This window comes from Pandoraea anhela (genome assembly GCF_902459655.1).
Taxonomy (GTDB): domain Bacteria; phylum Pseudomonadota; class Gammaproteobacteria; order Burkholderiales; family Burkholderiaceae; genus Pandoraea; species Pandoraea anhela.
Window position 1 is genome coordinate 15,049 of sequence record NZ_CABPSB010000026.1, and the last position, 25,474, is coordinate 40,522.

Here is a 25,474-nt window from a genome sequence, read left to right on the forward strand (position 1 = left end):
AAATGCCTCGTGCTCGGCGGACCGGCTGGCTGCATTTGAACTATTTTTTTTCTTTTGACGGGGTGGTGATGAAAATATACTTTCTTTTACTCCGAACGATGACTGTTATCCATGATCGACGCCGATTCGCCGTCTGCCGACTTGCCGCTCACCGAGCGCATCGTGCGAGCCATGCCCGAACTCACGCCTGCACAACAGCGCATGGCGGCGTTCGTGCTCGACAACACGTTTCGCGCGGCGACCATGCGGATCGACGAATTTGCCGATGCGGTCGGCGTCTCGCTGGCCACCGTCAATCGCTTCGCGCGGGCCCTGGGCTTCGACGGCTATCCGCAATGTCGCGCGGCGATGGTGCGTGGCTACGAGGCCACGCTCGCACCCATCGAAAGCCTGCGCACGAGCAAGGCGCAGGCGAGCGCCAGTGCTGACGTGATGGCGGCGTCGCTGGCGCAGGCCATCGAGAATCTGGAATGGACGCGCCGTGCCCTCGACGCCGCCACCTGCGAGCGCGCCGTCGATGCGATCTTGCAGGCGCAGCGCCTTTACGTGCTCGGCCTCGGCGCGAGCGGATACCTCGCCGGCTTGCTGCACCACGGCCTCGACCCATATTGCGAGAACGTGCAATCGGTCGTCGGGGCGGGCGGCTCGACGCATGCCGCGCGCCAGTTGTTCAAGCTGCGCGAGGGCGATCTGGTGATCGCGCTCGGCTTTCCACGTTACGTATCCGATACCGTTACGCTATGCCGCCGTTTGCGCGGACGCGGGGTGCCGGTGATGGTGCTGACCGACAGCCCCACGTCGCCATTGGCGCCGCTCGGCGATATCGTGATGTTCGTGCGCAGCAAACCCCGCCTGTCGAGCAATTCCGAGGCGAGCGTGCTGGCGGTGATCGACGCGATTTGCGATGCCGTCGCACAACGTGCCAAACACGCGGTCGACCGCGCCACCGAACTGACCGATTTTCTGCTGCCGTGGATCGACTCCACGTCATCGTCGGCTTCATCGCCGTCGTCGCCGTTGTCGTCGTCGTCGTCGTTGATGTTGCCGAATGCACCCGCCAACGCCTCGGCCAATCGCTTGGCCAATGCGCCAAAGACCGCCACCACGCCGGGCGCACCCAAGTCGGCGCCTGCGAACGTTTCGAACCTGTCGGCCGCACCGCTTAGCGCCGGCTGTGCCGCCGCGGCCATTGCAAGCGACGCGCTTCCCGACCTCGGGGCAGGCGGCAACGAAAGAAAAAAGGACACTGCATCATGAGTCGCACCCAACGTGCCGTGATCGCCATTCACGGTGGCGCCGGAACGATCAGCCGCGATACGCCGCCCGAGGAAGTCAAGGCGTATCACGAGGCATTGGCCGACGTGCTGCGCGCCGGGCAGGCCGTGCTCGCCGCCGGTGGCTCGGCGCTCGACGCCGTGACCGAAGCCGTGCGCCATCTCGAAGACTGTCCGCGCTTTAACGCCGGGCGCGGCGCCGTGTTCACCCATGGAGGCACCCATGAACTCGACGCCGCGATCATGAACGGCGCCACGCTCGATGCGGGAGCGATCGCGTGCGTCCATCGCCTGCGCAACCCGATTCTCGCCGCACGCTCGGTGCTGGAGCGCAGCCCGCACGTGCTGCTCGTGGGCGAAGGCGCGGAAGCGTTCGCCGCCGCGAACGGCGCGGAACTGGTCGACCCCGAGTACTTCTTCACCGAGGCCCGTTACGCCCAATGGCAACGCGCGCTCGCCAGTGCCAGCGTCTCGCTCGACCACGATATGCCGCTCAGGCAAGCGCCCATCGACCCGGACACCAAGTTCGGCACGGTCGGTGCGGTCGCCTGCGACATCCACGGCCATGTGGCTGCCGCCACGTCCACGGGCGGGATGACGAACAAGGCCGTCGGCCGCGTGGGCGATTCCCCGCTCATCGGCGCCGGCTGCTATGCCAACGACGCGACCGCCGCCGTGTCGGCGACGGGCACGGGCGAGGCGTTCATTCGCGCCGTCGCCTGTTATGAAGTCGGCGCGTTGATGGCCTACGCGGGCCTGTCGCTGGCGGACGCCGCCGAGCGCGTGATTCGCGAGCGTCTGCCCCGCGTGAACGGCCGCGGCGGGCTGATCGCCGTGGACGCACAGGGTCATGTGGCGCTGCCGTTCAATACGGAAGGGATGTACCGCGGCGTGGCGCGCGTTGGTGAAACGCCCGTGACGGCCATTCACGAGTAAGGCCGGATGTCCCGGGACGTCACCGGACGTCACCGGACGTTCGGGCAGGACGGCGCGAGGCCATACGCGGCTGCGCGTACCAGTATCGGATTCAGCAAGAGAAGATTAGCGAGGACAGGCGTGGCTGAGCGTGAGACAACCCCAACGATTTCGTTGCCCGAGGAGCGCGTGCTCGACGTGCGCGGCATTACCGTGCAGTTCGCGACGTCCGAGCGCGTGGTGACTGCCGTGCGCGACCTGTCCTTCCATGTCGACCGTGGCGAGACGCTCGCCATCGTGGGCGAGTCGGGCTCCGGCAAGTCGGTGACCTCGCTTGCGGCCATGCGCCTCGTCGAGAACGGCGGCGGTCGCATCACCCAGGGCTCGATGATCATGCGCCGCCGCAACGGCAAACTCGTCGACCTCACACGCGCCGGCGGCAGCACCATGCGCAGCATCCGAGGTGCCGACATGGCGATGATTTTCCAGGAGCCGATGACCTCGCTCAACCCGGTCTTCCCGGTGGGCGAGCAGATCGCGGAGTCCATTCGCCTGCATCAGGGCAAGGATGCCGCTGCCGCGCGCGCCGAAGCGCTGCGCATGCTCGAACTCGTGCGCATTCCCGAAGCGAAGCGCGTGCTCGGCCGCTTCCCGCATCAGCTCTCGGGCGGTATGCGTCAGCGCGTGATGATCGCGATGGCGCTCTCCTGCAAGCCGGGCCTGCTGATCGCAGACGAGCCGACCACCGCCCTCGATGTGACGATTCAGGCGCAGATTCTGCAGCTTATCCGGGCGCTTCAGGACGAAATGCACATGGGGGTCGTGTTTATCACGCACGACATGGGCGTGGTGGCCGAAGTCGCCGACCGCGTGCTTGTGATGCATCGTGGCGACAAGGTGGAAGAGGGCAAGTCGGCGGAAATCTTCGCGGCGCCGCGCGAGCGTTACACGCAGGCGCTGCTCTCAGCGGTGCCGCGTCTGGGCTCGATGCAGGGCACGGACCTGCCGGCGCGTTTCCCGCTGTTGCGCTACGACGCCCCGGCGGACGCCAAACCCGCCGCCGAAACCCCGCAACCGACCGTCATGACCGAGGCCGGCCCGATCCTGCGCGTGAAGGATCTCGTTGCGCGCTTCGATGTGCCCTCGGGCTTGCTCGGCCGCGTGAAGCAACGTGTGCACGCCGTCGAGCGCGTGAGTTTCGATCTTTATCCTGGCGAGACGCTGGGCCTTGTGGGCGAGTCCGGCTGTGGCAAGTCGACCACCGGCCGTGCCTTGCTGCGTCTGGTCGCCAGTCAGGGCGGCTCGATCGAGTTCGGCGGCAAGCCCATTCACGATCTCGCCGGCCGCGCGTTGCAGACCTTACGTCGCGACATCCAGTTCATCTTCCAGGATCCGTTCGCTTCGCTCGATCCGCGCCTGACCGTGGGCTTCTCGATCATGGAGCCGCTGCTGGTGCATGGCGTGGCGAGCGGGGCGCAAGCCGAGAAGCGCGTGGCGGAACTGCTCGAACGCGTGGGACTGCCTGCCGAATACGCACAACGCTACCCGCATGAGTTCTCGGGCGGCCAGCGTCAGCGCATCGCGATCGCCCGTGCGCTGGCGCTCAAGCCGAAGGTCGTGATCGCGGATGAATCCGTCTCCGCGCTGGACGTCTCCGTGCAGGCGCAGATCATCAACCTGATGCTCGACCTGCAAAAGGAATTCGGCATCGCGTTCCTGTTCATCTCGCATGACATGGCGGTCGTGGAGCGCATCAGCCATCGGGTGGCGGTGATGTACCTCGGCCAGATCGTTGAGATCGGCCCGCGTCGGGCGATCTTCGAAAACCCGCAGCACCCGTACACGAAGAAGCTGATGTCGGCGGTGCCGATTGCCGATCCGGCGCGTCGTCACGCCAGGCGGGAACTGTTGACGGAAGAGATTCCGAGCCCGATCCGCACGATCGGCGACGAACCGCAGGTGCAACCGCTCGTGGAGGTCGGCGCGGGGCACTTCGTGGCGCGTCACCGCGTGGCCGGCGCTTATTGATCGGCCTCGGTCGATGCTTTGGTCGGCTCGTGATCGCGTTGTGATGGATTCGGCGGCCGAACGTCCGGCACCGGATTTTGCATTCCCCGGGGATCTGGGTTCCCGGCAGTTTCAGGTAGTCCCCAAGTTGCACGTCTCGTTGTAGCCATAATGCCCGCCAAGTGGCGCAGTCTCACGACGCGTCCGCGGCGACCTCGTCAGACCAGAAGGAGAAGGACAGATGTCGAAAAACGTTGTGTTGGGCGCTCGCTGGAAAACCGCGCTCGCGTCCGTCGCCGTGGCGTCCGCCGTGTTCGGCGCAGCCCCGGCGTTCGCCGCCAAGGATGTCGTGATGGCCGTGCAGTCGACCTTCACGACGATGGATCCGTACGATGCGAACGATACGCTGTCGCAAGCCGTCGCGAAGTCGTTCTACGAGGGCATGTTCGGTTTCGACAAGGACATGAAGCTGGTGAACGTGCTGGCCGATAGCTATACGGTCTCGCCGGACGGCCTCGTCTACACGATCAAGCTCAAGTCGGGCGTGAAGTTCCAGGACGGCACGACCTTCGACGCGGCCGCCGTGAAGGCGAACTTCGACCGCGTGACGAACCCGGACAACAAACTCAAGCGCTACAACCTGTACAAGGAAATCGCCAAGACGGAAGCGGTCGATGCGCACACGGTGAAGTTCACGCTCAAGGAGCCGTTCTCGCCGTTCATCAACACGCTGGCGCACCCGTCGGCCGTGATCATCTCGCCCGAAGCGCTGAAGAAGTATGGCAAGGACATCGCCTCGCATCCGGTCGGTACCGGCCCGTTCGAGTTCGTCGAATGGAACCGCACCGATTACGTGAAGGTGAAGAAGTTCGACGGCTACTGGAAGAAGGGCTACCCGAAGGTCGACACGATCACCTTCAAGCCGGTGGTCGACAACAACACGCGCGCGGCCGTCATGCAGACCGGCGAAGCGGGTTTCGCTTTCCCGTTGCCGTATGAGCAGGCCGACGGCCTGAAGGCCAGCGGCAAGGTCGATGTGATCGCCGGCCCGTCCATCATCCAGCGCTATGTGAGCTTCAATACGAAGCAGAAGCCGTTCGACGACGTGCGTGTGCGTCAGGCGATCAACTACGCCATCAACAAGGAAGCGCTGGTGAAGGTGGCCTTCGCGGGTTATGCCACGCCGACCGACGGTGTGGTGCCGACGGGCGTGGACTACGCGGTCAAGACCGGCCCCTGGCCGTACAACCCGGCCAAGGCGAAGGAACTGCTCAAGGAAGCGGGCTATCCGAACGGTTTCGAGACCACGCTGTGGTCGGCCTACACGTACACCACGGTGCAGAAGGTGATCCAGTTCGTGCAGCAGCAACTGGCGCAGGTCGGCATCAAGGCGCAGGTTCGCGCGCTCGAAGCCGGTCAGCGTGTCGAACTGGTCGAATCGGCCCCGGATCCCGAAAAGGCGCCGGTGCGCATGTACTACGTGGGCTGGTCGTCGTCGACGGGCGAAGCCGACTGGGCGCTGCGTCCGCTGCTGGGCTCGGAGTCGTTCCCGCCGAAGCTTTTCAACACCGCCTACTACAAGAACGAGGCCGTTGACGCCGACTTCAGCAAGGCGTTGCTGACGACCGATCGTGCCGAGAAGGCCAAGCTGTACACGGACGCCCAGCAAAAGATCTGGAACGACGCGCCGTGGGCGTTCCTCGTGACGGAAAAGCTGCTGTACGCACGAAACAAGAACCTGTCCGGTGTGTACACGATGCCTGACGGCTCGTTCAACTTCACCGAAATTTCGATGAAGTAAGCGCGACGCCCGTCGCCGCCCTCAAAAACGCTGCGAGGGCAGGCGCGTGTGATGTTCCCCGCACCGCCGGTTACGGCCGGTGGTGCGGTCTACCGCAAGACATGGTTTCGGCAAGACGTTCGGCAAGACTGCGATGCTCAATTACTTTCTCAAACGCCTGCTCGGCCTGATCCCTACGTTGCTGATCGTGGCAGTGCTGGTGTTCGGCTTCGTGCACATGTTGCCGGGCGATCCGGCGCGTCTGGCTGCCGGTCCGCAGGCGGACGAGGCGACCGTGGCGCTGGTGCGTCAGGATCTCGGCCTCGACAAGCCGCTGCTCACCCAGTTCACCACTTTCATCACCAATGCGGTGCGCGGCGACTTCGGTCTGTCCATGCGCAGCAAGCAACCGGTCTCGGCGGAAATCGCCAGCCGTTTCATGCCGACGCTGTGGCTCACGCTGGTGAGCATGGTCTGGTCGGTGCTGATCGGCATGGGACTTGGGGTAGCGTCTGCCGTGTGGCGCAATCGCTGGCCCGACCGGCTCGGCATGACGTTCGCGGTTTCGGGCATCTCGTTCCCGGCGTTCGCGCTGGGCATGTTGCTCATGCAGATTTTCTCGGTGCAGCTCGGCTGGCTGCCGACCATCGGCGCCGATTCGTGGAAGAGCTACATCCTGCCCTCGATCACGTTGGGCGCGGCCGTCGCCGCCGTGATGGCGCGCTTTACACGTTCGGCGTTCGTCGAAGTGTTGCACGAGGACTTCGTGCGCACGGCCCGTGCGAAGGGCCTGAACGAAATGCGCGTGGTGTTCAAGCACGCGCTGCGCAACGCCATGATCCCCGTCGTCACCATGATGGGGTTGCAGTTCGGTTTTCTGCTCGGCGGCTCGATCGTCGTCGAGGTGGTATTCAACTGGCCCGGACTCGGACGCCTGCTGATCGACTCGGTCGAGATGCGCGACTACCCGGTGATTCAGGCGCTGGTGCTGCTGTTCTCGCTTGAGTTCATTCTGATCAATCTCGTGGTCGACGTGCTGTACGCCGTCATCAACCCGACCATTCGCTACAAGTGAGGCACGTATCATGAGCGCAAGCCAACCGACAACGCAACCGGCGACGGCGACTGCTGCGGCCGCCGGCGGCAATCGCGTGCGCACGCCGTGGCGCGAGTTCTGGCGCAAATTCAGGAAGCAGCATATCGCGATGGTCGCGGGCGCATTCGTGCTGGTGCTGGTCGTCATCGCGATCCTTGCGCCGCACCTCGTGCCGTTCGATCCGGAGAACTTCTTCGACTACGACGCCCTGAACGCCGGGCCGTCTGCAAAGCACTGGTTCGGCGTGGATTCGCTCGGGCGCGACATCTTCAGCCGCGTGCTCGCGGGCACGCGCATTTCGCTCGCCGCCGGCTTCGGCTCGGTGGCGATCGGCGCGGTGATCGGCACGGTGCTGGGGCTGCTGGCGGGTTATTACGAGGGCTGGTGGGACCGCATCGTCATGCGTATCTCCGACGTGCTGTTCGCCTTCCCGGGCATTCTGCTCGCCATCGGCGTGGTGGCCGTGCTGGGTAACGGCATGATCAACGTGATCGTGGCTGTGGCCATTTTCTCCATTCCGGCGTTCGCGCGACTCGTGCGCGGCAACACGCTGGTGCTCAAGCATCTGACGTATATCGAAGCGGCGCGCTCCATCGGGGCGTCGGACTGGACGATTATCATGCGCCATATTCTGCCGGGCACGGTATCCTCCATCGTCGTGTACTTTTCGATGCGTATCGGCACGTCGATCATCACGGCCGCGAGCCTGTCGTTCCTCGGGCTGGGCGCGCAACCGCCAACGCCGGAGTGGGGCGCCATGCTCAACGAAGCGCGTGCCGACATGGTCAATGCCCCGCACATCGCCATTTTCCCGAGCCTGGCCATTTTCCTGACCGTGCTCGCGTTCAATCTGCTCGGCGACGGCCTGCGCGACGCGCTCGATCCGAAGCTCGACCGGCATTGACGACTGCGCAGGAGCGCGAAATGATGCCCCCCTCAGACTTTCGCGAAGCATTGTTCGGCGCCCCCCACGTCGGGTGGCTCCCCGCCGGGCCGCGCGACGCGATCTCGGACGTGCCCGGTGTCTTCGTCGGGCATGCGACGCTCGCCGACGGACCGGTGCAGACGGGCGTGACGGTCGTCTGCCCGACGCCCGCCACGACGATGGATCATGGCGGCGCTGCCGCCGGCGCGATCTCGCCGAGCCCGCAGTGGGACCCGTTTCGCACCAAGATCCCTGCGGCCGCTGCCGTCATCAACGGCTTCGGCAAGAGCGTCGGTCTGATGCAGATCGACGAACTCGGCGTCGTCGAAACACCGCTGGCGCTCACCAACACGTTTTCCGTCAGTCACGTGGTGCTCGGCCAGTTGCGGGCAGCCATCGCGGCGAATCCCGGCATCGGGCGGGACAGGCCGTCGCTGAACCCCACGGTATTCGAGTGCAACGACGGCTATCTGAACGACATGCAGGCCTTCGCCGTGACCGAAGCGGATTACGCGCAGGCGCTGGCGAGCGCCTCGGTCGACGTCGCGCAGGGCGCGGTCGGCGCCGGGCGCGGCATGTCGAGCTTCGGTCTGAAGGGCGGTATCGGGTCCGCGTCGCGAGTCGTGGAGACGGCCGGGGCGATGTTTACGGTCGGTGTGCTTGTGCTATCCAACTTCGGCCGCCCGTCGCAACTCACGATTGCCGGGCGGCATGTCGGACCGGTGCTCGACGAACGCCTCGCTCAGCCCGAGTCAGGGGCGGCGCCGGAGCGTGGCTCGATCATCATGCTCGTGGCCACCGATGCACCGCTCGACGCCCGTCAGTTGCGCCGTGTGGCCACCCGCACCGGCGCGGGACTGGCCCGCACCGGTTCCGTCTACGGTCATGGCAGCGGCGACGTCGCGCTGGCTTTCACCACCGGCTACACGGTGCCTCACGACGCGATGGGGCGCGTGGCCCCTGCGGCGCTGGTCCCCGACGCCTTGCTCGATCCCATTTTTCAGGCCACGGCCGACGCGACGGAGCAGGCCATTCTGCACGCCCTGTTCGCCGCCGAGTCCGTGCTCGGGCGCGACGCTCACGTGCGGCGCGCCCTTGCCGACGTACTGCCGGACTGGGCGACGTTGTAGACGGGCCCTGCCGGCCCCGTAGCCACTCACGACACAATCGACACGATGCGAATTCTGATCTCTACCGATATCGAGGGCGTCGCAGGCGTCTTTCATGCCGAGCAGACACGGGCGGGCAACGGCGAGTACGAGCGCGCCCGCCGCTGGATGACGCGCGAAGCCAACGCCGCCGTGGAAGGTGCGTTCGCGGGCGGTGCGACCGAAGTGATGGTCAACGACTCGCACGGCGGCTTCCGTAACCTGTTGCCGGACGAACTCGATCCGCGCGCCCGTCTCGTGCTGGGCAAGCCGCGCTATCTCGGCATGGTCGCAGGCGTCGAAGCCGGATGCGACGCGCTTTTCATGATCGGCTATCACGGCAAGGCCCAGAGCGCGGGAATTCTGGCGCATACGATCAACAGCTTCGCCTTCGCGCGCGTGTGGCTGGGCGGTGTCGAGGCCAGCGAGGCCCTGCTGTACGGGGCGCTTGCGGGCGAGCGCGGCGTGCCGGTGGTCATGGGCAGCGGCGACGATGTCTTCTGCGAGGAAACGCAACTGATTTTTCCCGCCGCGCATTTCGTGCAGACGAAGGCGGCGTGGGGGCAGGGCAGCGGCATGACGCTCAGCCCGTCGCAGTCGTGCGACCTGATCCGCGAGGCGGCGAAAGCGTCGCTGGAGGACTCGCGCAAGTGGCACACGTACAGGGTGCAGACGCCCGTCGAAGTGCGTCTGCAAGCGCAGAGCACGGCGCTTGCCGATCTCTTCGGCCAGTGGCCGACGCTCGAGCGAGTGGACGGGGTCACGCTGCAATACGTCGCGCCAAGCGTCGAGGCGGCGGTGCGGGTGCTCAATTGTTTGTCGGCAATGTCGTTCATGTTGCGCTGACAGGGCGTGGCTATCGCCCGCATGTACCGCGAAATCATCTGAGATATGCCGTTTTCAAGGCTTAAACCCGTGCTAAACGGCTTCGTATCTTTTTGATTTGCCGGGATTTGTGGAGTTTTGTCACCGGTATTTCCCTGTCAACCGATCCGGCACTGCCCGCTTAGCCCCGCCAGTGCTGGATCTACGGTTTTCATGTTGCGGCGGCACGACTTTCTCAGGGTTCACCACGCCGAAACGTCAAGGGCGGACGTGCGATAATCCGTAATATTTTGTAACAGCGGCACCGCGCTATCGGGTGCTGCGACGGATTATCGAGCGTCGGCGAGCGTCGACGGTGAATCATGGATATCAGAAACGCCCGACGTTGGGCGGAGCCCGGCGCAAAGCGCTATGTGGGCGCGTTAATGGTGGTACTCGCTGCGTTTCTCATTCGCAGCCTCCTGCATCCGGTGCTCGATCACGCGATGCCGGGCGTCTTTTTCGTTTGCGCCGCCATCATCGTCGAATTCACCTGGGGGCTGGGGCCGGCCATCATGGCGATGGTCATCAGCATTCCGATTTTCGACTTTTTCTTCGTGCCGCCGTTTCGCGACATCGCCGAGCTCGACCGTCGCGACGTGATGATCGTCGCGGGCTTCATGCTCATCACGCCGCTGTCGGTCGCGCTCATCGAGCGCCTGCGCCGTGCGCAGTATCGTGCCGAGCTTCTCGCGGAAGTCGCCCAGACGCGTTACGAGATGCTGTTGCGCGCCGAGAACGAACGCATGGTGCTGTCGGACTCGGTGCAATTGGGCAACGCGCTCATGACCTACCTGACCAAGCACCTCGACTCGATCTTCTATCTGGCCAATCCCGCAACGCACTACGAATTCATCGACGAGCATTTCCGTCGCGAAACGGGCGTGTTGCCGGAGGTCGTCAAGCGAGAAGGCCTGCGGGCGCTGCTGCATCCGGAGGACGCGCAGCGCATGGCGGGGCTCTTCTCGACGGACGGCGAGCAGCCGGCGCCGGGCGCGTACAACCTGCGCGTGCGCATGCGCGACGGCGAATACGACGTGGTGCACTGCGAGTTGCAGCACTTCCGTGCGCATGTCGGCACGTATGTGATCCTGCGCCAGCATACGGGGCCGGCGGTGCGCCCGCTCAGCCCGGTGACGCAGTTGCACGCTGCCGCACCGGGCGAGCGCGCATCCCACACGCCTTCCACGGCCAGCACGGCCGGCGAGCCTGAAGTTACGCAGACGTCCGGCGTCTGTGGCGGGGTTTGACTATGTTTCAGCAAGATATCTTCTACAAAGGCGGCGAGCACGCCGTGCTGTTGCTGCCGGGCCTGTCGAGCACGCCGCTCGAGATGCGTCCGGTCGCGAAGGCGCTGCATCGCGATGACTATACCGTCTCGGTCCCGCACATCGAGGGTTACGGCCTCGGCTCGCCGTGCACTCACTGGCGCGAGTGGATCGCCGCCGCCCGCGCGAAGTACCGCGAACTGCGCGAGACGCACCAGACCGTGTCGTTGTGCGGGCTGAGCATGGGCGCGACGCTCGCACTGGCCGTGGCGGAAGAGGAGCCGGACGTGGCCGCCATCTCGGTGCTCGCCGTCACGCTGGTGTACGACGGCTGGACCATTCCGCTCGCCTATCCGCTGCTCGACCTGCTCTACCATCTGCCGTTCGGCCACCGCTATCGCTATTACGAGAAGGCGCCGTTCGGGCTGAAGAACGAGGCGCTGCGCGCCCGCGTGCAGAAGTCGATGTCGCTGCACGACGCGTCTGAAATCGGCTCCGCCTCGCTGCCCATCGCCCACCTGTACAACGCACGCCGGCTCGCGGCCCACGTGCGCAACCGGCTCGATCGCGTGACGGCGGACTGCCTGATCGTGCACGCGGTGGACGACGACACCGCCAGCCCGCACAACGCACGCATCGTCTACCAGGGCGTGTCGTCCGATGTGAAGCAGAAGTGTCTGCTCGGCGAGAGCTATCACATCGTCACGATGGACAACGAGCGTGAGACCGTCGCCGACGAGACGCGCCGTTTCTTCCGCGACGCTATCGCGCGCCGCACCGGTGCGGCCACCTCCGAGACGCGCATCATCTCCAAGGCGCTGCTGCGCGCCAAACGCCGTCAGGCTGCCTGACCGGTCGCCTGATATCCGGCTGGCGCGCGAGCCGCGCCGGCGTTGATGCACACGATGTCATCAAACTGCCATCGATGGCCGGTTAAGGTCGGGGTTTTCCGATCCAGCCGCCGCGCCGATTCCCCTCGGGCAGGCGCCGCGTACAACCGGTCATGTCATCGCTCGTCATCGAATCCGTCAGCAAGCAGTGGGGAGACACGCACGCCCTTCAGGAGGTGAGTTTCACCGCCGACGCGGGGTCGCTGGTGGTGCTGCTCGGCCCGTCGGGTTGCGGCAAGTCCACGTTGTTGCGCATGATCGCTGGCCTCGAGACGCCGACGCACGGGCGCATTCTGCTCGGCGGCGACGATGTGACGGCTTTGCCGCCGGCGCGTCGCAAGTTGTCGATGGTGTTCCAGTCCTACGCGCTCTTCCCGCACCTGTCCGTGCGCGAAAACCTGTTGTTCGGCCTGCGCGTGCGCCGTGAGCCGACGCGTGACTATCCCCAGCGTCTGGCGCGCGTCGCCTCGTTGCTGGGATTGGCGCCATATCTGGAGCGCAAGCCGTCGCAACTCTCGGGCGGCCAGCAGCAGCGTGTGGCGCTGGGCCGCGCGGTGATCGCCGAGACTTCCGTGTGTCTGATGGACGAACCGCTGTCGAATCTCGATGCGCAATTGCGTCAGGAGATGCGCCGCGAAATCCGGGCGCTGCAACAGCAACTCGGCATGACGCTCATTTACGTCACGCACGATCAGACCGAAGCGATGAGCATGGCCGATCAGGTCGTGCTGTTGCGCAACGGTCGTATCGAGCAGCACGGCGCCCCGCATTCGCTTCACGCCACGCCGTCGACGCGCTTCGCCGCGACTTTTATCGGCACGCCGCCGATGCAGTTGCTGCGCCTCGAACGTCATGGCGACGCGCTGGTGCCTGCCGCTCGGACGGGCCCCGCGCTCGCCATCGCCGGCCAGCGCGACAGCGCACTGCTCGGCCTGCGTCCGGAGCATGTCCGCGCGGTAGCGCCGACCGCCATCGGCGCTGTACTCGCGACAGTAAGCGCCGTCGAATATCTCGGTGCCGACACGCTGGTGGCCTGCACGCTCGGCGATGCCGGCGAGATCGCCACGCGCGTGCCGGGCCATCGGCCGTTTCTGCCGGGCGATGCCATCGGCCTCCAATGGGAGGCTGCCGATCAGCATTGGTTCGACGCGACGTCCGGCGTGCGGCTGGCGGACGCATCGACGAATGCGCGGCTGCCGGCGGCGGCCGCCACGACCGAAACCATCAGCACACCTGCGCCGGCCGCCGCGACCCCGCTCGTGACGGCAACGCGTGCCGAACAACACGCCTGAGCAAGGGCGGGGCAGTCGGTCGCGGCCGACGTCGGCGGGCATGGCGTGTCCGGGACGCTCACCGGCGCGATCGCGAACACCAGTCACACCACCACGCTTATATGGGGAACCCAGGGAAATGCGACGCACGATTCTGAAAACGTTTGCGACCGGCCTGATGGCGGCCGCTGCGATGTCGTTGGGCGGTCTGAGCCGCCCGGTCTTTGCGCAACAGAAGCCGGTTGAACTCCAGTTCTACTACCCGGTTGCCATCGGCGGCCCGGTTACGAAGATCATCAACGACCTGGTGGCGGATTTCGAGAAAGATCATCCGACCATCAAGATCAAGCCCGTGTACGCCGGGTCGTATCAGGATTCCGTGGTCAAGGCGCTGACCGCCGCGAAAGCCGGCACGCCCCCGCAACTGGCCGTGCTGGCCGCCGCCGATGTCTTCACGCTGATCGACGAAGACGCTGTCGTGCCTATCGACAGCATCGCGAACACGCCGGCCGACAAGCAATGGCTCGACGGCTTCTATCCGGCGCTGATGCTGAACTCGCGCATCGACGGTCACACGTGGGGCGTGCCGTTCCAGCGTTCGACCATCGTCATGTACTGGAACAAGGACGCATTTCGCGACGCCGGTCTCGACCCGGATCGCGCCCCGGCGAACTGGGACGAACTCGTGAGCTACGCCCAGAAGCTCACCCGACGCGACGCGTCGGGCAACGTGACGCAGTGGGGCATCAAGGTGCCGTCGGTCGGTTTCGCTTACTGGCTGTTCCAGGCGTTCACCACGCCCGCCGGCATCGAACTGATGAACCCGGCGGGCACGAAGACGTTCCTCAACGCGCCGCAGGCCGTGCAGTCGCTGCAATACTGGGTCGATCTGACGACAAAGTACAAGGTCATGCCGACAGGCTCGATCGAGTGGGGTACTACGCCGAAGGATTTCCTCGAGAAGAAGGCCGCCATCATTTACACGACGACCGGCAACCTGACCAACATCCGCACCAACGCCACGTTCCCGTTCGGCGTAGGCAAGATGCCGGCGAAGGTGCGCGGCGGCAGCCCGACCGGCGGCGGCAACTTCTACGTCTTCAAAAAGACGACGCCGGAAGAAAAGCAGGCGGCGATGACATTCATCAAGTGGGCTAGCGCGCCTGAGCGCGCTGCACAGTTCGGCATCGACACGGGTTACGTCGCCGTGACGCCGGCCGCGTGGGAAACGCCGGCGATGAAACAGTACGTGCAGAAGGTGCCTGCCGCCGCCGTGGCGCGTGACCAGCTGAGCGTAAGCGTGGCCGAGTTCTCGACGCATGACAACCAGCGCGTGACGAAAGCCCTCAACGATGCCATTCAGGCCGCCGTGACCGGGACCAAGTCGCCGAAGCAGGCGCTCGACGACGCGCAACGCGACGCCGATCGCATTCTGCGTCCGTATGCACGTTGAGCGATAGCGAAGGGAACCCGTTTCGTAGCCAACCGTTGCCGTACGGCATTTTCCGTGCGTCAACGGGGGCCGAACCGATGAACTGCCGATGAACTGCCGATCGACTGTCGATGAACCGTACCTCCGTCACCTGGGTGCCCTGGCTGCTGCTGTTGCCGGCGTTGCTGCTGCTCGTCGCCTTCACTCACTATCCTGCCGTCGCGACACTGTGGCACAGCGTGTTTTCGACGGCACGCGCCGGCGCACCTTCGGTGTTCGTCGGTGCCGAAAATTATCAGCTGCTGCTCGACGATCCGGTGTTCTGGCAAGCGCTGCGCAATAACGTCCTGTTCGCGCTGATCACCGTGCCGGCGGCTATCGCGTTGTCGATCGTGATGGCGCTATGGGTGCATCGGCAGGTGCCGGGGCGCGCCCTGTTGCGCCTCGCTTACTTCACGCCCGCCATACTGCCGATGATCGCCGTGGCGAACATCTGGCTGTTTCTCTACACGCCGCAGTACGGCCTCGTCGCGCAGATTACCCAGGCGCTGGGCTGGGGCGATCACAACTGGCTCGGCCAGCCGGGCACCGCGCTGCCTGCCCTGATGGTCGTGACGATCTGGAAAGAAGCCGGATTCTTCATGATTTTCTATCTGGCGGCGTTGCAGCAGATATCACCGACGCTGGCCGAGGCGGCTGCGCTCGAAGGCGCGTCGCGTTGGCAGTTCTTCCGGCGCGTGCAATGGCCGCTGCTCATGCCCACCACGGTGTTCGTCGTCGTCAATGCGGTGATCAACGCGTTTCGTCTGGTCGATCACGTGGTCGTGATGACGCGCGGCGGGCCGGATAACGCGACGCAACTGCTGCTCTATTACGTTTATCAGGTGGCGTTCAGTTTCTGGGATACGTCGTACGCGGCGGCGCTGACCGTGGTGCTGCTCACGCTGCTCGCCATCGTCGCCTTCGTGAAGTTTCGCCTGCTCGACTCACGCACGCATTATCAATGACGACCTCGGCCAATCCTTCCGGCGCCTCGCAAACGTCGGCGCAAGAGACTGCGCGTCCCACGTCGCCGGCATTTTCCGCGACGGGCCATGCAAGCCGGCTCGATGTCGCCGGCGCGTGGCTGCTCGGTCTGCTGTGGCTGCTGCCGCTGCTCTACGCGGTGTGGAGTGCGTTCCACCCGTCTGCTTACGCCACGCGCTTTTCGCTGGCGGCGCCGCTCACGCTGGAGAACTTTGTCAACGCGTGGCAGGCGGCGCCGTTCGGGCGCTATCTCGTCAACACGTTCGTGCTGGTGACGGTGATCCTCGCCGCGCAACTCGTGCTGGCCACGCTTGCCGCTTACGCGTTTGCCCGCTTCACGTTCCGTGGCAGCGAAGTGGCGTTCATGATCGTGCTGCTGCAACTGATGGTCATGCCGGACGTGCTGATCGTCGAGAACTACCGCACCATTGCATGGATGGGGCTGCGAGACACGATTCTCGGCATTGCGCTGCCATATTTCGCGTCGGCATTCGGCATTTTCCTGTTGCGTCAGGCATTCAAGACCGTGCCGCGTGAGCTCGACGACGCGGCGCGTGTGGAAGGCGCCAACGCGTGGCAAGTGTTGTGGCGCGTGTACGTGCCGCTCGCGCGTCCGGTGTATGTGGCGTATGCGCTGGTGTCGATCAGCCATCACTGGAACAACTTTCTGTGGCCGCTGATCGTGACGAACTCGGTGCAGACGCGTCCGCTGACCGTGGGCCTGCAAGTGTTTGCGGCGACCGATCAGGGCATCGACTGGTCGCTCATCACGGCGGCGACACTGATGACGGCGGCGCCGCTGTTCGTCGCCTTCCTGCTGTTTCAGCGCCAGTTCGTGCAATCGTTCATGCGCGCAGGCATTCGCTGACGCCGCTATGGCGTGGCTGGGTGGTGGCTGAGTGAGGGCCGAATGAGGGCCGAATGAGGGCCGTGCGCATGACGCACACCAAAAGCAAAACGGCACGCGGGGAGCGTGCCGTCGTATGGCGTATTTGCGCGATATTCGATCGATATTTGCGCAATACTTGCGCCTTGTCGTCTATCGTCGGCGGACGTAGCGGCCTTTTGGGGCAGGTGGAGCCGCAGGTCCTGATGACGATGCCCGCCTGAGCGGCGTGTGTTATTTATCGGCCGCCTTCACCAGCAGCACCGGCAAGGTGGTGATGCGCAGCAGTGTTTCCGCCACGCTGCCGAGCAGCAGACGGTTGATGCCGCGGCGTCCGTGCGTGCCGAGCACGATCACATCGGCGTTCCACTCCTGCGCTTCGCGCAGCACGGCGTCGGCGATTTCGTCGGTGCCGGCTTCGAGCGTGATCATCTTCGTCTCGGCGTCGACGCCGCGCTTTTTCAGATCGGCCTGCGCCTTGGCGAGAATTTCATCCGTCTCCTTCTCGAACGACGCCTGGCTCTCCAGAGGGACGAAGCCGCTGTAAGCGCCCGCGGCGTAAGCGTTAGCGAGCGATGGGACGACCGAGACCAGGCGAATTTTCCCCTGGCTGAGTGCTACGAGCTTGACCGCTTCGTCGATGGCTCGGTTCGAGGGAGTGCTGCCGTCGATCGAAACCAGAATGCGTTCATACATGATGGTGTCCTCTTGGGGCTGAAAATGCGTGAAAGCGCGCGTCTTGCCGCAGACGACGGCCGGCGTTGCGACATCGCCCGGCCTGCGACAATTCGTCGGGGGGTGAATTTCATTCTCGCACTGCGTGCCTTGGAAGTCATCCCATCCGATGCAGGGGAATTGACCGCACGCAATAAGGCATCGCAATTAAGGCATCGCAATCAACGAATCGCAATTCATGAATCGCAATTAACGCATCGTAATGCCAACGGCCGGTGCGTGCACGTCACGCTGCCGGTCGCCGAAACGCGTTTTGGGACGACGCTCAGTTCCGGTGGCAGGCGATCACCAGATTGGCGACGTTGCCGTTCACTTCGCGCGTGAGTATGTCGTAACCCTTCTGCGCGCATTGCGTGAGCGCGCGCTGTTCGCAGTCTCCCGGGCTCACGGCGGAGCACTGAATTTGCACGGTAGGGCGACCGTCGGACGTGAACAGCGGGGCGGACGAGCCGCAGGCGGACAGCGTGACAGTGAGAAGCCCCGAGGCAAGCAGAATGGCGATCTTGGCGAGATTTTTCATAGTGGTCGTCTTACAGGCTTTCGCGAGTATAGCGCGCCATCGCGCGGGTGCACGACAGGGCGCCCGCGTGGCCGGTGCGCGAGGCGATGCGTGCCGCCCGGCTCAGACCGGCGGGTTGCGCCCCATCGCGCGCTGGCGGCGCAGCGTGCGAACGCTATCGAACACGATGAGCGCCACGCCGATCCAGATCGGCACGTAGGTCCACAGCCCCTGCGCGGTGAACGGCTCGCCGAGCAGGAAGATCGACACGGCGAACAGCAGCACCGGTTCGACGTAGCCGAGAATGCCGTACAGCCCGATCGGCAGCACCCGCGCAGCAGCGAACGTGCTCGCGAGCGCGCTCGCGCTGAGCAGGCCCAGCGCCGGTAGCCAGAACCAGAAGCGCGGCTCGGCGAGCGCCGGCGCGTTTTGCGTCCACGTGCTGCCGATCAGCGCGACGGCCACCGGCGCCATCGCCAGCATCTCCAGAATGAAGCCGCTCAGGGCGTCGAGATGCAGTCGGCGGCGCAGCAGGAAGTACGGCGGATAGCCGAACATGATGAGCGCCGTGACCCAGGACAGCGCCCGGGTCTCCCATAGCTCGTGCGCGACGCCGAGCGCCGCAAAGATCACCGCCGCGGTTTGCAGCGGGCTCAGACGTTCCTGATACACCGTACGGCCGGCCAGCACCATCGTGAGGGGCAGCAGGAAGTAGCCGAGCGACGCGTCGAGCATGCGCTGTTGCAGCGGCGCCCAGACGAACAGCCAAAGCTGCACGCCGAGCATCGCCGCGCACAGCAGGACCGCGCCGAGCAGCGCAGGCCGGTGCAGCACGTGGGAGACGGTGCTGGCCACGATTTCCCAACGCCGCAGCGCCGTGACGATGACGAGCGTGCCGGGCAGCGTGAGCAGGATGCGCCAGGCGAAGACGTCCAGCCCGGACAGGGGCGACAACTGCGCCACCAGCGCCGGCATGACCGAAAACATGACCGACGCCGAAACGGAAAGCATCACGCCGCGACCGGAAAGCATGGGAGTCCTGTCAAAGAGGTGGGAGGAACGGGACCGGAAAAGGAAAAGGAGACGGAGCAAGGCCCCGATCCGGCCGCGAGCATAGCGCATTTGCACCACTTTTGGGCGCTCTCGAGGGCACGTCGCGCCTTTCCTGATCGTCGTCGTGTTCGCCGCCTCGTTGTCGCCCCATCCTCTCGAAGGCTCCCGTATCTTTCCTAATCGCGTCGTCTTGCCGCAAGCGATGGCCCCGCCTGTCGTCGCGGCGTCAGCGGGGAGCGCGTATCATCGCGATGTACCAGGTATTTTTCCCATTCGCCGCTGCACGCGGCCCCTTTTACCGGAGATTCGTGCATGTCGTCTTCCCCTGCCGTCGCTGAATATGCTGCCTTCGCCGCTTCGCTGGCCGACGCCGTTCGGCCGCTGTCGCTGGGCTGGTTCCGCCGGCGTCTGGCGGTTGACGACAAGGCTGACGAAAGCCCGGTGACGATTGCTGACCGTGAGGTCGAGACCGCGCTGCGCGAGAAGATCGCCGAGCGCTACCCGTCGCACGGGATCTGGGGCGAGGAATTCGGCAAGCGCGGACTGGACGCCGAGTTCGTCTGGTCGGTCGACCCGATCGACGGCACGCGCAGCTTCATCACGGGCCACCCGCTGTGGGGCACCTTGCTCGCGTTGCTGCAAAACGGTCAGCCCATCGTCGGTCTGATCGATATTCCGGCGACCGGCGAGCGCTGGATCGGCGTGAACGATGTTGCCGGCGGCGTGCGCGAAGCGCGCTTCGGTCAGGCGCATTGTGCGACCAGCCCCGTGACGTCGCTCGCGGACGCCACGGTCTACGCGACGTCGCCCGACATTTTCGACGCGGCCCAGTACGCCCGCTTCGAGCGTCTGACGAAGGCGGTGAGCCGCCGTCGTTTCGGTGGGGACTGCTACGCCTACGGATTGCTCGCGAGCGGGCACATCGAACTGGTGATGGAAGCGGGTTTGCAGACTTACGACTATCTTGCCGTAGCGCCCGTGATCGAAGCGGCGGGCGGCGTTATCACCGACTGGGATGGCAAACCGCTGACGCTTACCTCGCAGGGACAAGTGCTCGCGGCCGCCAACGCCGAACTTCACGCGGCGGCGCTCGCCTGTATTCGCGACGCGTAACGGCGCCCCCACCGGCCGCCGGACGCAACGCCTTCGGCCTTAGGCTTTCGGTCGTCAGGCGGCCCGGCCGGGCAAGCCCCGCCAGATGCGCGGCAACAGCACGCCGAGCACGAGGCCGCGCGTGGCAAGAAACGCCATGAGCGCGACCCACAAACCGTGATTGCCCCACGCCTCGAGCGTGAGCGGCATTAGCGCGCCAAACACCAGCAGACCGATCAGCGACGACGTCAGCAACTCGCGCGTGCGTGTCGCACCGATGAACACGCCGTCCAGCTGGAAGCACCAGACCGCGACGATGGGCGAGAGCACCGCCCACGGCAGAAATTCGCGTGCGGTCTCGCGCAATGCCGGTTGGTCGGTCAGCGCGTCGATGATCGTATGGCCCGCGACCGCGTAGATCAGCGCGAACGCAATCGCGCAGGCAAGCGCCCATCCCAGCGACAACCGGATCGCATGCAGCAGCGCCTGCCGCTGGCGGGCGCCGACGTACGCGCCGACGAGCGCCTCGGCCGCATGTGCGAAGCCGTCGAGGCCATAAGCCATGAACGTCTGAAAGTTCAGCAGGAGCGCATTGGCCGCGAGCGTGGTGTCGCCCAGGCGGGCGCCGACGCGGGCAAACCAGGCGAACGCGAGTTGCAGGAACAGGGTGCGCAGGAAGATGTCGAGATTCAGACGCAGCAGCCGCCACAGCGCGCCGCGCTCCACCAGCGTCGCCCATTGCAGCGGCGGCAGCCCTGGCGTGCGGGCCAGCCATAGCAGCCACGCGCCGAGCGCGAAGCCGAGCACGTCGGCGAGCGCCGTCGCCCACGCGATGCCGGCCACGCCCCAGTCGAAGCCGCGAACGAACGCGAGCACCGCCACGATGTTCACGACATTGATGACCACTTGCACGGCAAGGCCCTGACGCACCCGCTGGCACGCGAGCAAGTAGCCGAGCACCGCATAGTTGCCGAGCGCAAACGGCGCGGCGAGCATGCGGATGCCTGCGTATTCGCGTCCGAGCGACTGCACCTGCTCGCTGCCGCCGAGCCACGACACGCCAAGCGACACCAGCGGCTCACGCAGCACGAGCAACGCCATGCCGATCGCGAAGGCCAGCGCCAGCGCGCGGGCGAGCGTGTCGCGCAGGCGTTCGGCGTCGCGCGCGCCGTAAGCCTGCGCGGCCAGACCGGTGGTGCCCATGCGCAGGAACGAAAAACCCCAGAAGATCAGGTTCAGGAGCAATCCGCCGAGCGCGACACCGCCCAGATAGGCGGGGCCCGGCAGATGGCCGGCCACTGCCGTATCGACGGCGGAGAGCAGCGGTTGAGTGAGGTTGGCGAGCACGATCGGCACCGCCAGACGAAGCAATTGCCGGTGACCGGCAGCCGCAGGGGCAGGGTTCATGGGTGAGCTGTGCGGCGGCCGTTCATGGCGGCGGCGCCGTCGGATTCCGCACGCGGCGGCAGGTTGTGAGTGCGCCGATTATAAGGGCTAGGGCTAAGGCAGGGGCGCCACGCCCCATGTCCGCGACGGCAGGCATGTCGACGCATGGCATCGGGCGTCACTCGCCGCGCGGGCGGCCTGCGTACGCATCGAACGACACGGCACGCGCGATTTCGCCGGGGCCGGTGAACATCTGCCTGCGCAATGCGGCGATCTGCGCGGCCTTCTGATCGTCGGTCAACGGCGACGTCTCGATCGTCGCGCGCCGCGCGGCATACGTGGCGTACCGCTGTCGCCATGCGTTGTCCTGTGCCTCGAATTGCAGCAGGCGCTCGGTCGCGGCTGCACCGATGCGCGGCGACAGGATTTCGCGCATGCGCGCCGGTGGGGTGCCGTCCGTCTGCAATTGCGCGATCCATGCAATGACCTCGTTGCGCGCGCGGCGACGCTCCCGAAGCGAGCGCTCATCTGCCGGAAGGGTTTCGTCGATGACGAGCGCTTGCGCGTCGCTGAAAGCCGGCCCCTGAACGGCGCGCAATTGTGCGATGTCGCGTCGGGCGCGGGCAAAATCGTCGGCGAAGAAGATGTCTGTCCAGTCCGCCAGGGTGCGGCGCGCGAGCGCTTCGCGCTGTTCGACGATGCGTGTGAGTGCAGCCGGATCGACGCGGCCCGCCGCGTTGCCGTGCCCCGCAATGTCGCGAAGGCCGAGATCGTAGGCGCGATAACGCTGCCAGACGTCGAGCGCTTGCGCCTGTGCGGGCATGCCGGCGACTTGCCGCGCGATCTGGTCGCTGGCGAACGCGTCGAGGCCGCTCGATGTGAAATCGACCTCTGCCAGCAGGCAGTAATCGAAAAAGTCCTGAATCGCCGGCACGCGCGCGAGATGGCCGTTTGCGTCGACGGGCAGACGCGGCGCCACGGTGCCGGCGAGCGCCGGCGGCAGAGGGCGTGCGTGCCGCTCGCTTGCCGTGTCGGGCCCTTGAGGCGAGGGCAAGGCGACGCAGCCCCCGAGCGACAGGAGCAGGGCCAATCCCGCGACGGCACCGTGCCGACGCCGCAGGAAGATCGATCCGGCCGATTGACGCGTTGGCGAGTTCACAGCCCCCTCCGCTTCAGGCGATTGGCGTGGGTGCGCAATGCCGCTACCGGATCTTCGGCATAGGCGCCGAGAACGCCCATCATCTGGTTGATCTCGTCCACGTGATTCCAGTGATACGCGGTGCTGATAACGTTGCCGAACATCGCGCTGCACACGGACACGAGCCCGTCGTTGGCGCCGCCGCCGCGATTGAGCGTCACGACGCCCGTGTGCTGCATGGCGAGCGTCGTCGGGTCGAGGAAAAGGGCGGCATCGACGAACGGTCTCACGCTGGTGTCCTTCGCGAGCACCAGATCGCCGAGGGTGCCGTTTTCCTGAATGGCCGAGCCGGTCCACGAGTACAGCCAATGCCGGTAGCCGTCGACCTCTTCGCTGGGCGCGCCCGGCTCGCATGTGCCCGGCGCGGACAGTCCCGCCGTCGGATACCGCTCGTTGAAGCGGGCGGTCTGCGCCGTGGTGAGGGTGGACAGGGCACGGATCGCGTCCTGACGCGTATCGTGCGCCGTGTTCGTCAGAAAGCCGAACAGGTTGGCGATCTGTCCGACGATGGTGAGCGACGCGCCGGTGGGATCGACCGTCAGCATACGCTGGACGTAGTCGGCATACACTGCGCCGCGGTGCGGTGTGCCCACGGTGGTGACGGACGCGACGAGTTGCGGTGCAACGGCGGCGGCGTAGCGCGCTGTCAGTCCGCCCTGACTGTGGCCGATCAGATTCACTTTTGTCGCGCCCGTGACGGCCAGCACGCGCCGGAGATAGGCGACGAGTTGCTCGCCGCGCCCGTCCGGGCCGTCATCCGACTGAAATGCCCTCACGTTCGCAACGTAGACCGTTGCGCCGTGTCGTTCGAGATCCGTCTGAATGCCGTACCAGTAGTCGATGACGTTGCCGATGCGATCGGAGCCCGTCAACCCGTGCACCAGCACAATCGGGTACTGCGTGGCGGCGTAATCGTCGAGCACTTCGGCATCTTTCGCGGTGGGCGACGCCCCGGCGATCGCTGCCCCCGGCATGCAGGGCAATGCCGCACCGCTGCCGACCCACGCCGCTACGATCATGCGGCGCAGCCACTTTCCCCTCGCCGGGCTCACGGGCGTTTGATCGAGTGACATCGGCATGGTCTCCACAACGCGTTCGTACTGCCGTTCGTACTCCCGTTCGTGCTCTCGCTGGTCTTCCCGTTGGCATTCCCGGCACCGGGTCTCCCGCCGACGGTGTGCATCAGACCACCTGCGTGCGGAAGTCGGGAAACTCGCCGCCCGTGTAGAGCGAAGGGGCGGTTCGCGCGTAAGCCGACGCCAGTTGAAAGGCCGTCAGATCGTCCAGGGTGTTGGCCACGATCTGCATGCCCAGCGGCAAATTGCCCGGTCCGATGCCGATGGGCGCCGACACCACGGGGTACAGACCGAGGAGGTTCCATACCCACGTCAGCGCGAACGACAGTCCACTGACCTGTTTGTCGCCGATCTTCGCGGTGTCCGTGCCCGGGTGAAGCCCGTGCTCCGCCGGAATGAGCGGGGTGCCCAAGGTCGGCATGATCAGCGCACGATAGCCCTTCGAGAACACTGTCGACTGCACGCGTTGCTGATACTCGTTGATCAGGGCTTCGTTGCGCACCAGCGCTTCGGGGCCGATCTCGGTCTTCATCTTTTCGAACAATTGACGCGTGTAGGGCATCAGCGCGTCGGGCGACTTGAGCGCCTCGACGAGCATGCCGCCCATGCTCGTCGACATCAGCCCGCGCAGATAGGTCTCCATGTCCGCTGCGCGAAATCCCACATCGACCGTCTCGACCACCACGCCGCGTTGCCTGAGTATGTCGATCGCGCGCGCCATGCCGGTGGCGACCGATGGGTCGAGCGGCGTGATGCCCGGCATCGGGTCGTAAGCCACCTTCCATCCCGACACGCTCGCATACGTCGCCGGATAGCGCAGTCGCGGTCGCAAGGACGAGTGAATCGCGGGGTGGGGGCCGACCATGGCGTCGGTGAGGATGACCAGATCGTCGAACGTGCGCGCCATCGGCCCTTCGGCTTCGAAGGGCACTTCGCTCGTCGGCACGCGCCCGAATGGCGGCTTGAACCCGTAAAGCCCGCATTGGGACGCCGGAATGCGAATCGAGCCGCCCATGTCCGAGCCGAGCGCGAGCGTGGTAAAGCCCGCCGCGAGCGCTGCGCCCGAACCGCCCGACGAACCGCCGGGCGTGTAAGCCAGGTTCCAGGGATTGCGCGTCACGCCCCACAACCGGGTGGCGGTCGTCATCCAGACGTAGAACTCCGGCACCGTCGTTTGAATATGGAAGAGGGCGCCTGCCGCGCGCAGACGTTCGGCGACCGGTCCGTCCTCGGTGGCGAGCGGCGCGTTCCTGAGCAGTTCCGAGCCCATCGTGGTGCGCCAGCCTTTGACGGCGTACTCGTCCTTGACCGCGATGCTCAGTCCTTCGAGCGGACGCGGGTTGCCGTGCCGGTAGCTGGCCTCGGATTCGCGGGCGGCGGCGCGCGCCTCGTCGAAGCGCCTGACGGTGATGCAGTCGACTTTGCTCTCCCACGCTTCGATGCGACGAATCTGTGCGTCGAGCACGTCGAGCGGCGATAACTGTCGTTTGCGGAACAGTGTCAACAACACCGAGGCCGGCAAATAGGACGGATCGTCTGCCGCCGCCGCGCGCATCGACGATCCTGTCAGCACGGCCGCACCGGCGACATGCCCGGAGATTTTGAGAAAATCGCGTCGATTCACCATCGATCACTCCTGTGGATGTGATGCGC

Annotated in this window: 22 protein-coding genes; 15 read left to right on the forward strand and 7 right to left on the reverse strand. The window is 65.5% G+C overall.

Features of this window, described 5'->3' with window-relative positions; translation table 11 throughout:
* The first annotated feature begins 111 nt into the window (after positions 1 to 111).
* From PAN31108_RS23760 to PAN31108_RS23825, 14 genes are all read left to right on the forward strand, one after another.
* Entirely contained in the window at positions 112 to 1,257 is a 1,146-nt protein-coding gene (locus tag PAN31108_RS23760) for a MurR/RpiR family transcriptional regulator (protein WP_246184120.1), read from the forward strand.
* The gene (locus PAN31108_RS23765; protein WP_150671230.1) at positions 1,254 to 2,210 is read left to right on the forward strand and encodes an isoaspartyl peptidase/L-asparaginase family protein; all 957 of its coding nucleotides are present in this window, start codon (positions 1,254 to 1,256) and stop codon (positions 2,208 to 2,210) included. Before PAN31108_RS23760 ends, PAN31108_RS23765 begins: the two co-directional genes overlap by 4 nt.
* A gap of 120 nt (positions 2,211 to 2,330) precedes the next feature.
* A complete protein-coding gene (locus PAN31108_RS23770; RefSeq protein ID WP_150671231.1) occupies positions 2,331 to 4,217 on the forward strand; it encodes a dipeptide ABC transporter ATP-binding protein in 1,887 nt (628 codons plus the stop codon).
* A 220-nt stretch (positions 4,218 to 4,437) separates the two neighbouring features.
* Complete coding sequence (gsiB, locus tag PAN31108_RS23775) at positions 4,438 to 5,997, forward strand: glutathione ABC transporter substrate-binding protein GsiB (RefSeq protein WP_174995126.1); 1,560 nt, start codon at positions 4,438 to 4,440, stop codon at positions 5,995 to 5,997.
* A 133-nt stretch (positions 5,998 to 6,130) separates the two neighbouring features.
* Positions 6,131 to 7,051 carry a glutathione ABC transporter permease GsiC gene (gene gsiC / locus PAN31108_RS23780; protein ID WP_150671267.1) on the forward strand — a complete coding sequence of 307 codons (921 nt, stop codon included), beginning with the start codon at positions 6,131 to 6,133 and terminating at the stop codon, positions 7,049 to 7,051.
* 10 nt (positions 7,052 to 7,061) lie between these two features.
* Positions 7,062 to 7,976: a glutathione ABC transporter permease GsiD gene (gene gsiD, locus PAN31108_RS23785; RefSeq protein ID WP_150671232.1), complete on the forward strand. Its 915-nt coding sequence runs from the start codon at positions 7,062 to 7,064 to the stop codon at positions 7,974 to 7,976.
* 20 nt (positions 7,977 to 7,996) lie between these two features.
* Positions 7,997 to 9,127 carry a DmpA family aminopeptidase gene (locus tag PAN31108_RS23790; protein WP_246184121.1) on the forward strand — a complete coding sequence of 377 codons (1,131 nt, stop codon included), beginning with the start codon at positions 7,997 to 7,999 and terminating at the stop codon, positions 9,125 to 9,127.
* Positions 9,128 to 9,172: 45 nt separating this feature from the next.
* The gene (locus tag PAN31108_RS23795) at positions 9,173 to 9,991 is read left to right on the forward strand and encodes a M55 family metallopeptidase (RefSeq protein WP_150671233.1); all 819 of its coding nucleotides are present in this window, start codon (positions 9,173 to 9,175) and stop codon (positions 9,989 to 9,991) included.
* Between the two features lie 341 nt (positions 9,992 to 10,332).
* The gene (locus tag PAN31108_RS23800) at positions 10,333 to 11,259 is read left to right on the forward strand and encodes a DUF4118 domain-containing protein (protein WP_150671234.1); all 927 of its coding nucleotides are present in this window, start codon (positions 10,333 to 10,335) and stop codon (positions 11,257 to 11,259) included.
* 2 nt (positions 11,260 to 11,261) lie between these two features.
* A complete protein-coding gene (locus tag PAN31108_RS23805) occupies positions 11,262 to 12,128 on the forward strand; it encodes an alpha/beta hydrolase (protein ID WP_150671235.1) in 867 nt (288 codons plus the stop codon).
* Between the two features lie 152 nt (positions 12,129 to 12,280).
* A complete protein-coding gene (locus PAN31108_RS23810) occupies positions 12,281 to 13,459 on the forward strand; it encodes an ABC transporter ATP-binding protein (RefSeq protein WP_150671236.1) in 1,179 nt (392 codons plus the stop codon).
* Positions 13,460 to 13,577: 118 nt separating this feature from the next.
* Positions 13,578 to 14,891, forward strand: coding sequence for an ABC transporter substrate-binding protein (locus tag PAN31108_RS23815; RefSeq protein WP_150671237.1), 1,314 nt, complete (start codon positions 13,578 to 13,580; stop codon positions 14,889 to 14,891).
* 110 nt (positions 14,892 to 15,001) lie between these two features.
* Positions 15,002 to 15,877 carry a carbohydrate ABC transporter permease gene (locus tag PAN31108_RS23820; protein ID WP_150671238.1) on the forward strand — a complete coding sequence of 292 codons (876 nt, stop codon included), beginning with the start codon at positions 15,002 to 15,004 and terminating at the stop codon, positions 15,875 to 15,877.
* Complete coding sequence (locus PAN31108_RS23825; protein ID WP_246184122.1) at positions 15,874 to 16,764, forward strand: carbohydrate ABC transporter permease; 891 nt, start codon at positions 15,874 to 15,876, stop codon at positions 16,762 to 16,764. Before PAN31108_RS23820 ends, PAN31108_RS23825 begins: the two co-directional genes overlap by 4 nt.
* A gap of 252 nt (positions 16,765 to 17,016) precedes the next feature.
* Here PAN31108_RS23825 and PAN31108_RS23830 read toward each other — a convergent pair whose 3' ends face one another.
* The 3 genes from PAN31108_RS23830 to rarD form a co-directional block, all read right to left on the reverse strand.
* A complete protein-coding gene (locus PAN31108_RS23830) occupies positions 17,017 to 17,478 on the reverse strand; it encodes a universal stress protein (protein ID WP_150671239.1) in 462 nt (153 codons plus the stop codon).
* 304 nt (positions 17,479 to 17,782) lie between these two features.
* Entirely contained in the window at positions 17,783 to 18,037 is a 255-nt protein-coding gene (locus PAN31108_RS23835; protein ID WP_150671240.1) for a hypothetical protein, read from the reverse strand.
* A gap of 102 nt (positions 18,038 to 18,139) precedes the next feature.
* Entirely contained in the window at positions 18,140 to 19,048 is a 909-nt protein-coding gene (gene rarD, locus PAN31108_RS23840) for an EamA family transporter RarD (RefSeq protein ID WP_150671241.1), read from the reverse strand.
* Between the two features lie 333 nt (positions 19,049 to 19,381).
* Here rarD and hisN point away from each other — a divergent pair, with 333 nt between their 5' ends.
* Positions 19,382 to 20,182: a histidinol-phosphatase gene (gene hisN, locus PAN31108_RS23845; protein ID WP_150671242.1), complete on the forward strand. Its 801-nt coding sequence runs from the start codon at positions 19,382 to 19,384 to the stop codon at positions 20,180 to 20,182.
* Between the two features lie 54 nt (positions 20,183 to 20,236).
* Here hisN and PAN31108_RS23850 read toward each other — a convergent pair whose 3' ends face one another.
* From PAN31108_RS23850 to PAN31108_RS23865, 4 genes are all read right to left on the reverse strand, one after another.
* Positions 20,237 to 21,568 (reverse strand): MATE family efflux transporter, encoded by a 1,332-nt coding sequence (locus tag PAN31108_RS23850; protein WP_150671243.1) that lies wholly within the window; start codon positions 21,566 to 21,568, stop codon positions 20,237 to 20,239.
* A 157-nt stretch (positions 21,569 to 21,725) separates the two neighbouring features.
* Positions 21,726 to 22,706, reverse strand: coding sequence for a lipase secretion chaperone (locus tag PAN31108_RS23855; RefSeq protein WP_150671244.1), 981 nt, complete (start codon positions 22,704 to 22,706; stop codon positions 21,726 to 21,728).
* Entirely contained in the window at positions 22,703 to 23,764 is a 1,062-nt protein-coding gene (locus PAN31108_RS23860; protein ID WP_150671270.1) for a triacylglycerol lipase, read from the reverse strand. Before PAN31108_RS23860 ends, PAN31108_RS23855 begins: the two co-directional genes overlap by 4 nt.
* 163 nt (positions 23,765 to 23,927) lie before the next feature.
* Positions 23,928 to 25,448 carry an amidase gene (locus PAN31108_RS23865; RefSeq protein WP_150671245.1) on the reverse strand — a complete coding sequence of 507 codons (1,521 nt, stop codon included), beginning with the start codon at positions 25,446 to 25,448 and terminating at the stop codon, positions 23,928 to 23,930.
* Positions 25,449 to 25,474: the final 26 nt, after the last annotated feature.

Coding starts and splice junctions, on each gene's coding strand:
- PAN31108_RS23860 (WP_150671270.1), bottom strand. CDS start 23,764: ATGATCGTAGCGGCGTGGGTCGGCAGCGGTGCGGCATTGCCCTGCATG.
- PAN31108_RS23810 (WP_150671236.1), top strand. CDS start 12,281: ATGTCATCGCTCGTCATCGAATCCGTCAGCAAGCAGTGGGGAGACACG.
- PAN31108_RS23815 (WP_150671237.1), top strand. CDS start 13,578: ATGCGACGCACGATTCTGAAAACGTTTGCGACCGGCCTGATGGCGGCC.
- PAN31108_RS23805 (WP_150671235.1), top strand. CDS start 11,262: ATGTTTCAGCAAGATATCTTCTACAAAGGCGGCGAGCACGCCGTGCTG.
- gsiC (WP_150671267.1), top strand. CDS start 6,131: ATGCTCAATTACTTTCTCAAACGCCTGCTCGGCCTGATCCCTACGTTG.
- PAN31108_RS23830 (WP_150671239.1), bottom strand. CDS start 17,478: ATGTATGAACGCATTCTGGTTTCGATCGACGGCAGCACTCCCTCGAAC.
- hisN (WP_150671242.1), top strand. CDS start 19,382: ATGTCGTCTTCCCCTGCCGTCGCTGAATATGCTGCCTTCGCCGCTTCG.
- rarD (WP_150671241.1), bottom strand. CDS start 19,048: ATGCTTTCCGGTCGCGGCGTGATGCTTTCCGTTTCGGCGTCGGTCATG.
- gsiB (WP_174995126.1), top strand. CDS start 4,438: ATGTCGAAAAACGTTGTGTTGGGCGCTCGCTGGAAAACCGCGCTCGCG.
- PAN31108_RS23760 (WP_246184120.1), top strand. CDS start 112: ATGATCGACGCCGATTCGCCGTCTGCCGACTTGCCGCTCACCGAGCGC.
- PAN31108_RS23820 (WP_150671238.1), top strand. CDS start 15,002: ATGAACCGTACCTCCGTCACCTGGGTGCCCTGGCTGCTGCTGTTGCCG.
- PAN31108_RS23795 (WP_150671233.1), top strand. CDS start 9,173: ATGCGAATTCTGATCTCTACCGATATCGAGGGCGTCGCAGGCGTCTTT.
- PAN31108_RS23835 (WP_150671240.1), bottom strand. CDS start 18,037: ATGAAAAATCTCGCCAAGATCGCCATTCTGCTTGCCTCGGGGCTTCTC.
- PAN31108_RS23850 (WP_150671243.1), bottom strand. CDS start 21,568: ATGAACCCTGCCCCTGCGGCTGCCGGTCACCGGCAATTGCTTCGTCTG.
- PAN31108_RS23765 (WP_150671230.1), top strand. CDS start 1,254: ATGAGTCGCACCCAACGTGCCGTGATCGCCATTCACGGTGGCGCCGGA.
- PAN31108_RS23825 (WP_246184122.1), top strand. CDS start 15,874: ATGACGACCTCGGCCAATCCTTCCGGCGCCTCGCAAACGTCGGCGCAA.
- gsiD (WP_150671232.1), top strand. CDS start 7,062: ATGAGCGCAAGCCAACCGACAACGCAACCGGCGACGGCGACTGCTGCG.
- PAN31108_RS23790 (WP_246184121.1), top strand. CDS start 7,997: ATGATGCCCCCCTCAGACTTTCGCGAAGCATTGTTCGGCGCCCCCCAC.
- PAN31108_RS23865 (WP_150671245.1), bottom strand. CDS start 25,448: ATGGTGAATCGACGCGATTTTCTCAAAATCTCCGGGCATGTCGCCGGT.
- PAN31108_RS23800 (WP_150671234.1), top strand. CDS start 10,333: ATGGATATCAGAAACGCCCGACGTTGGGCGGAGCCCGGCGCAAAGCGC.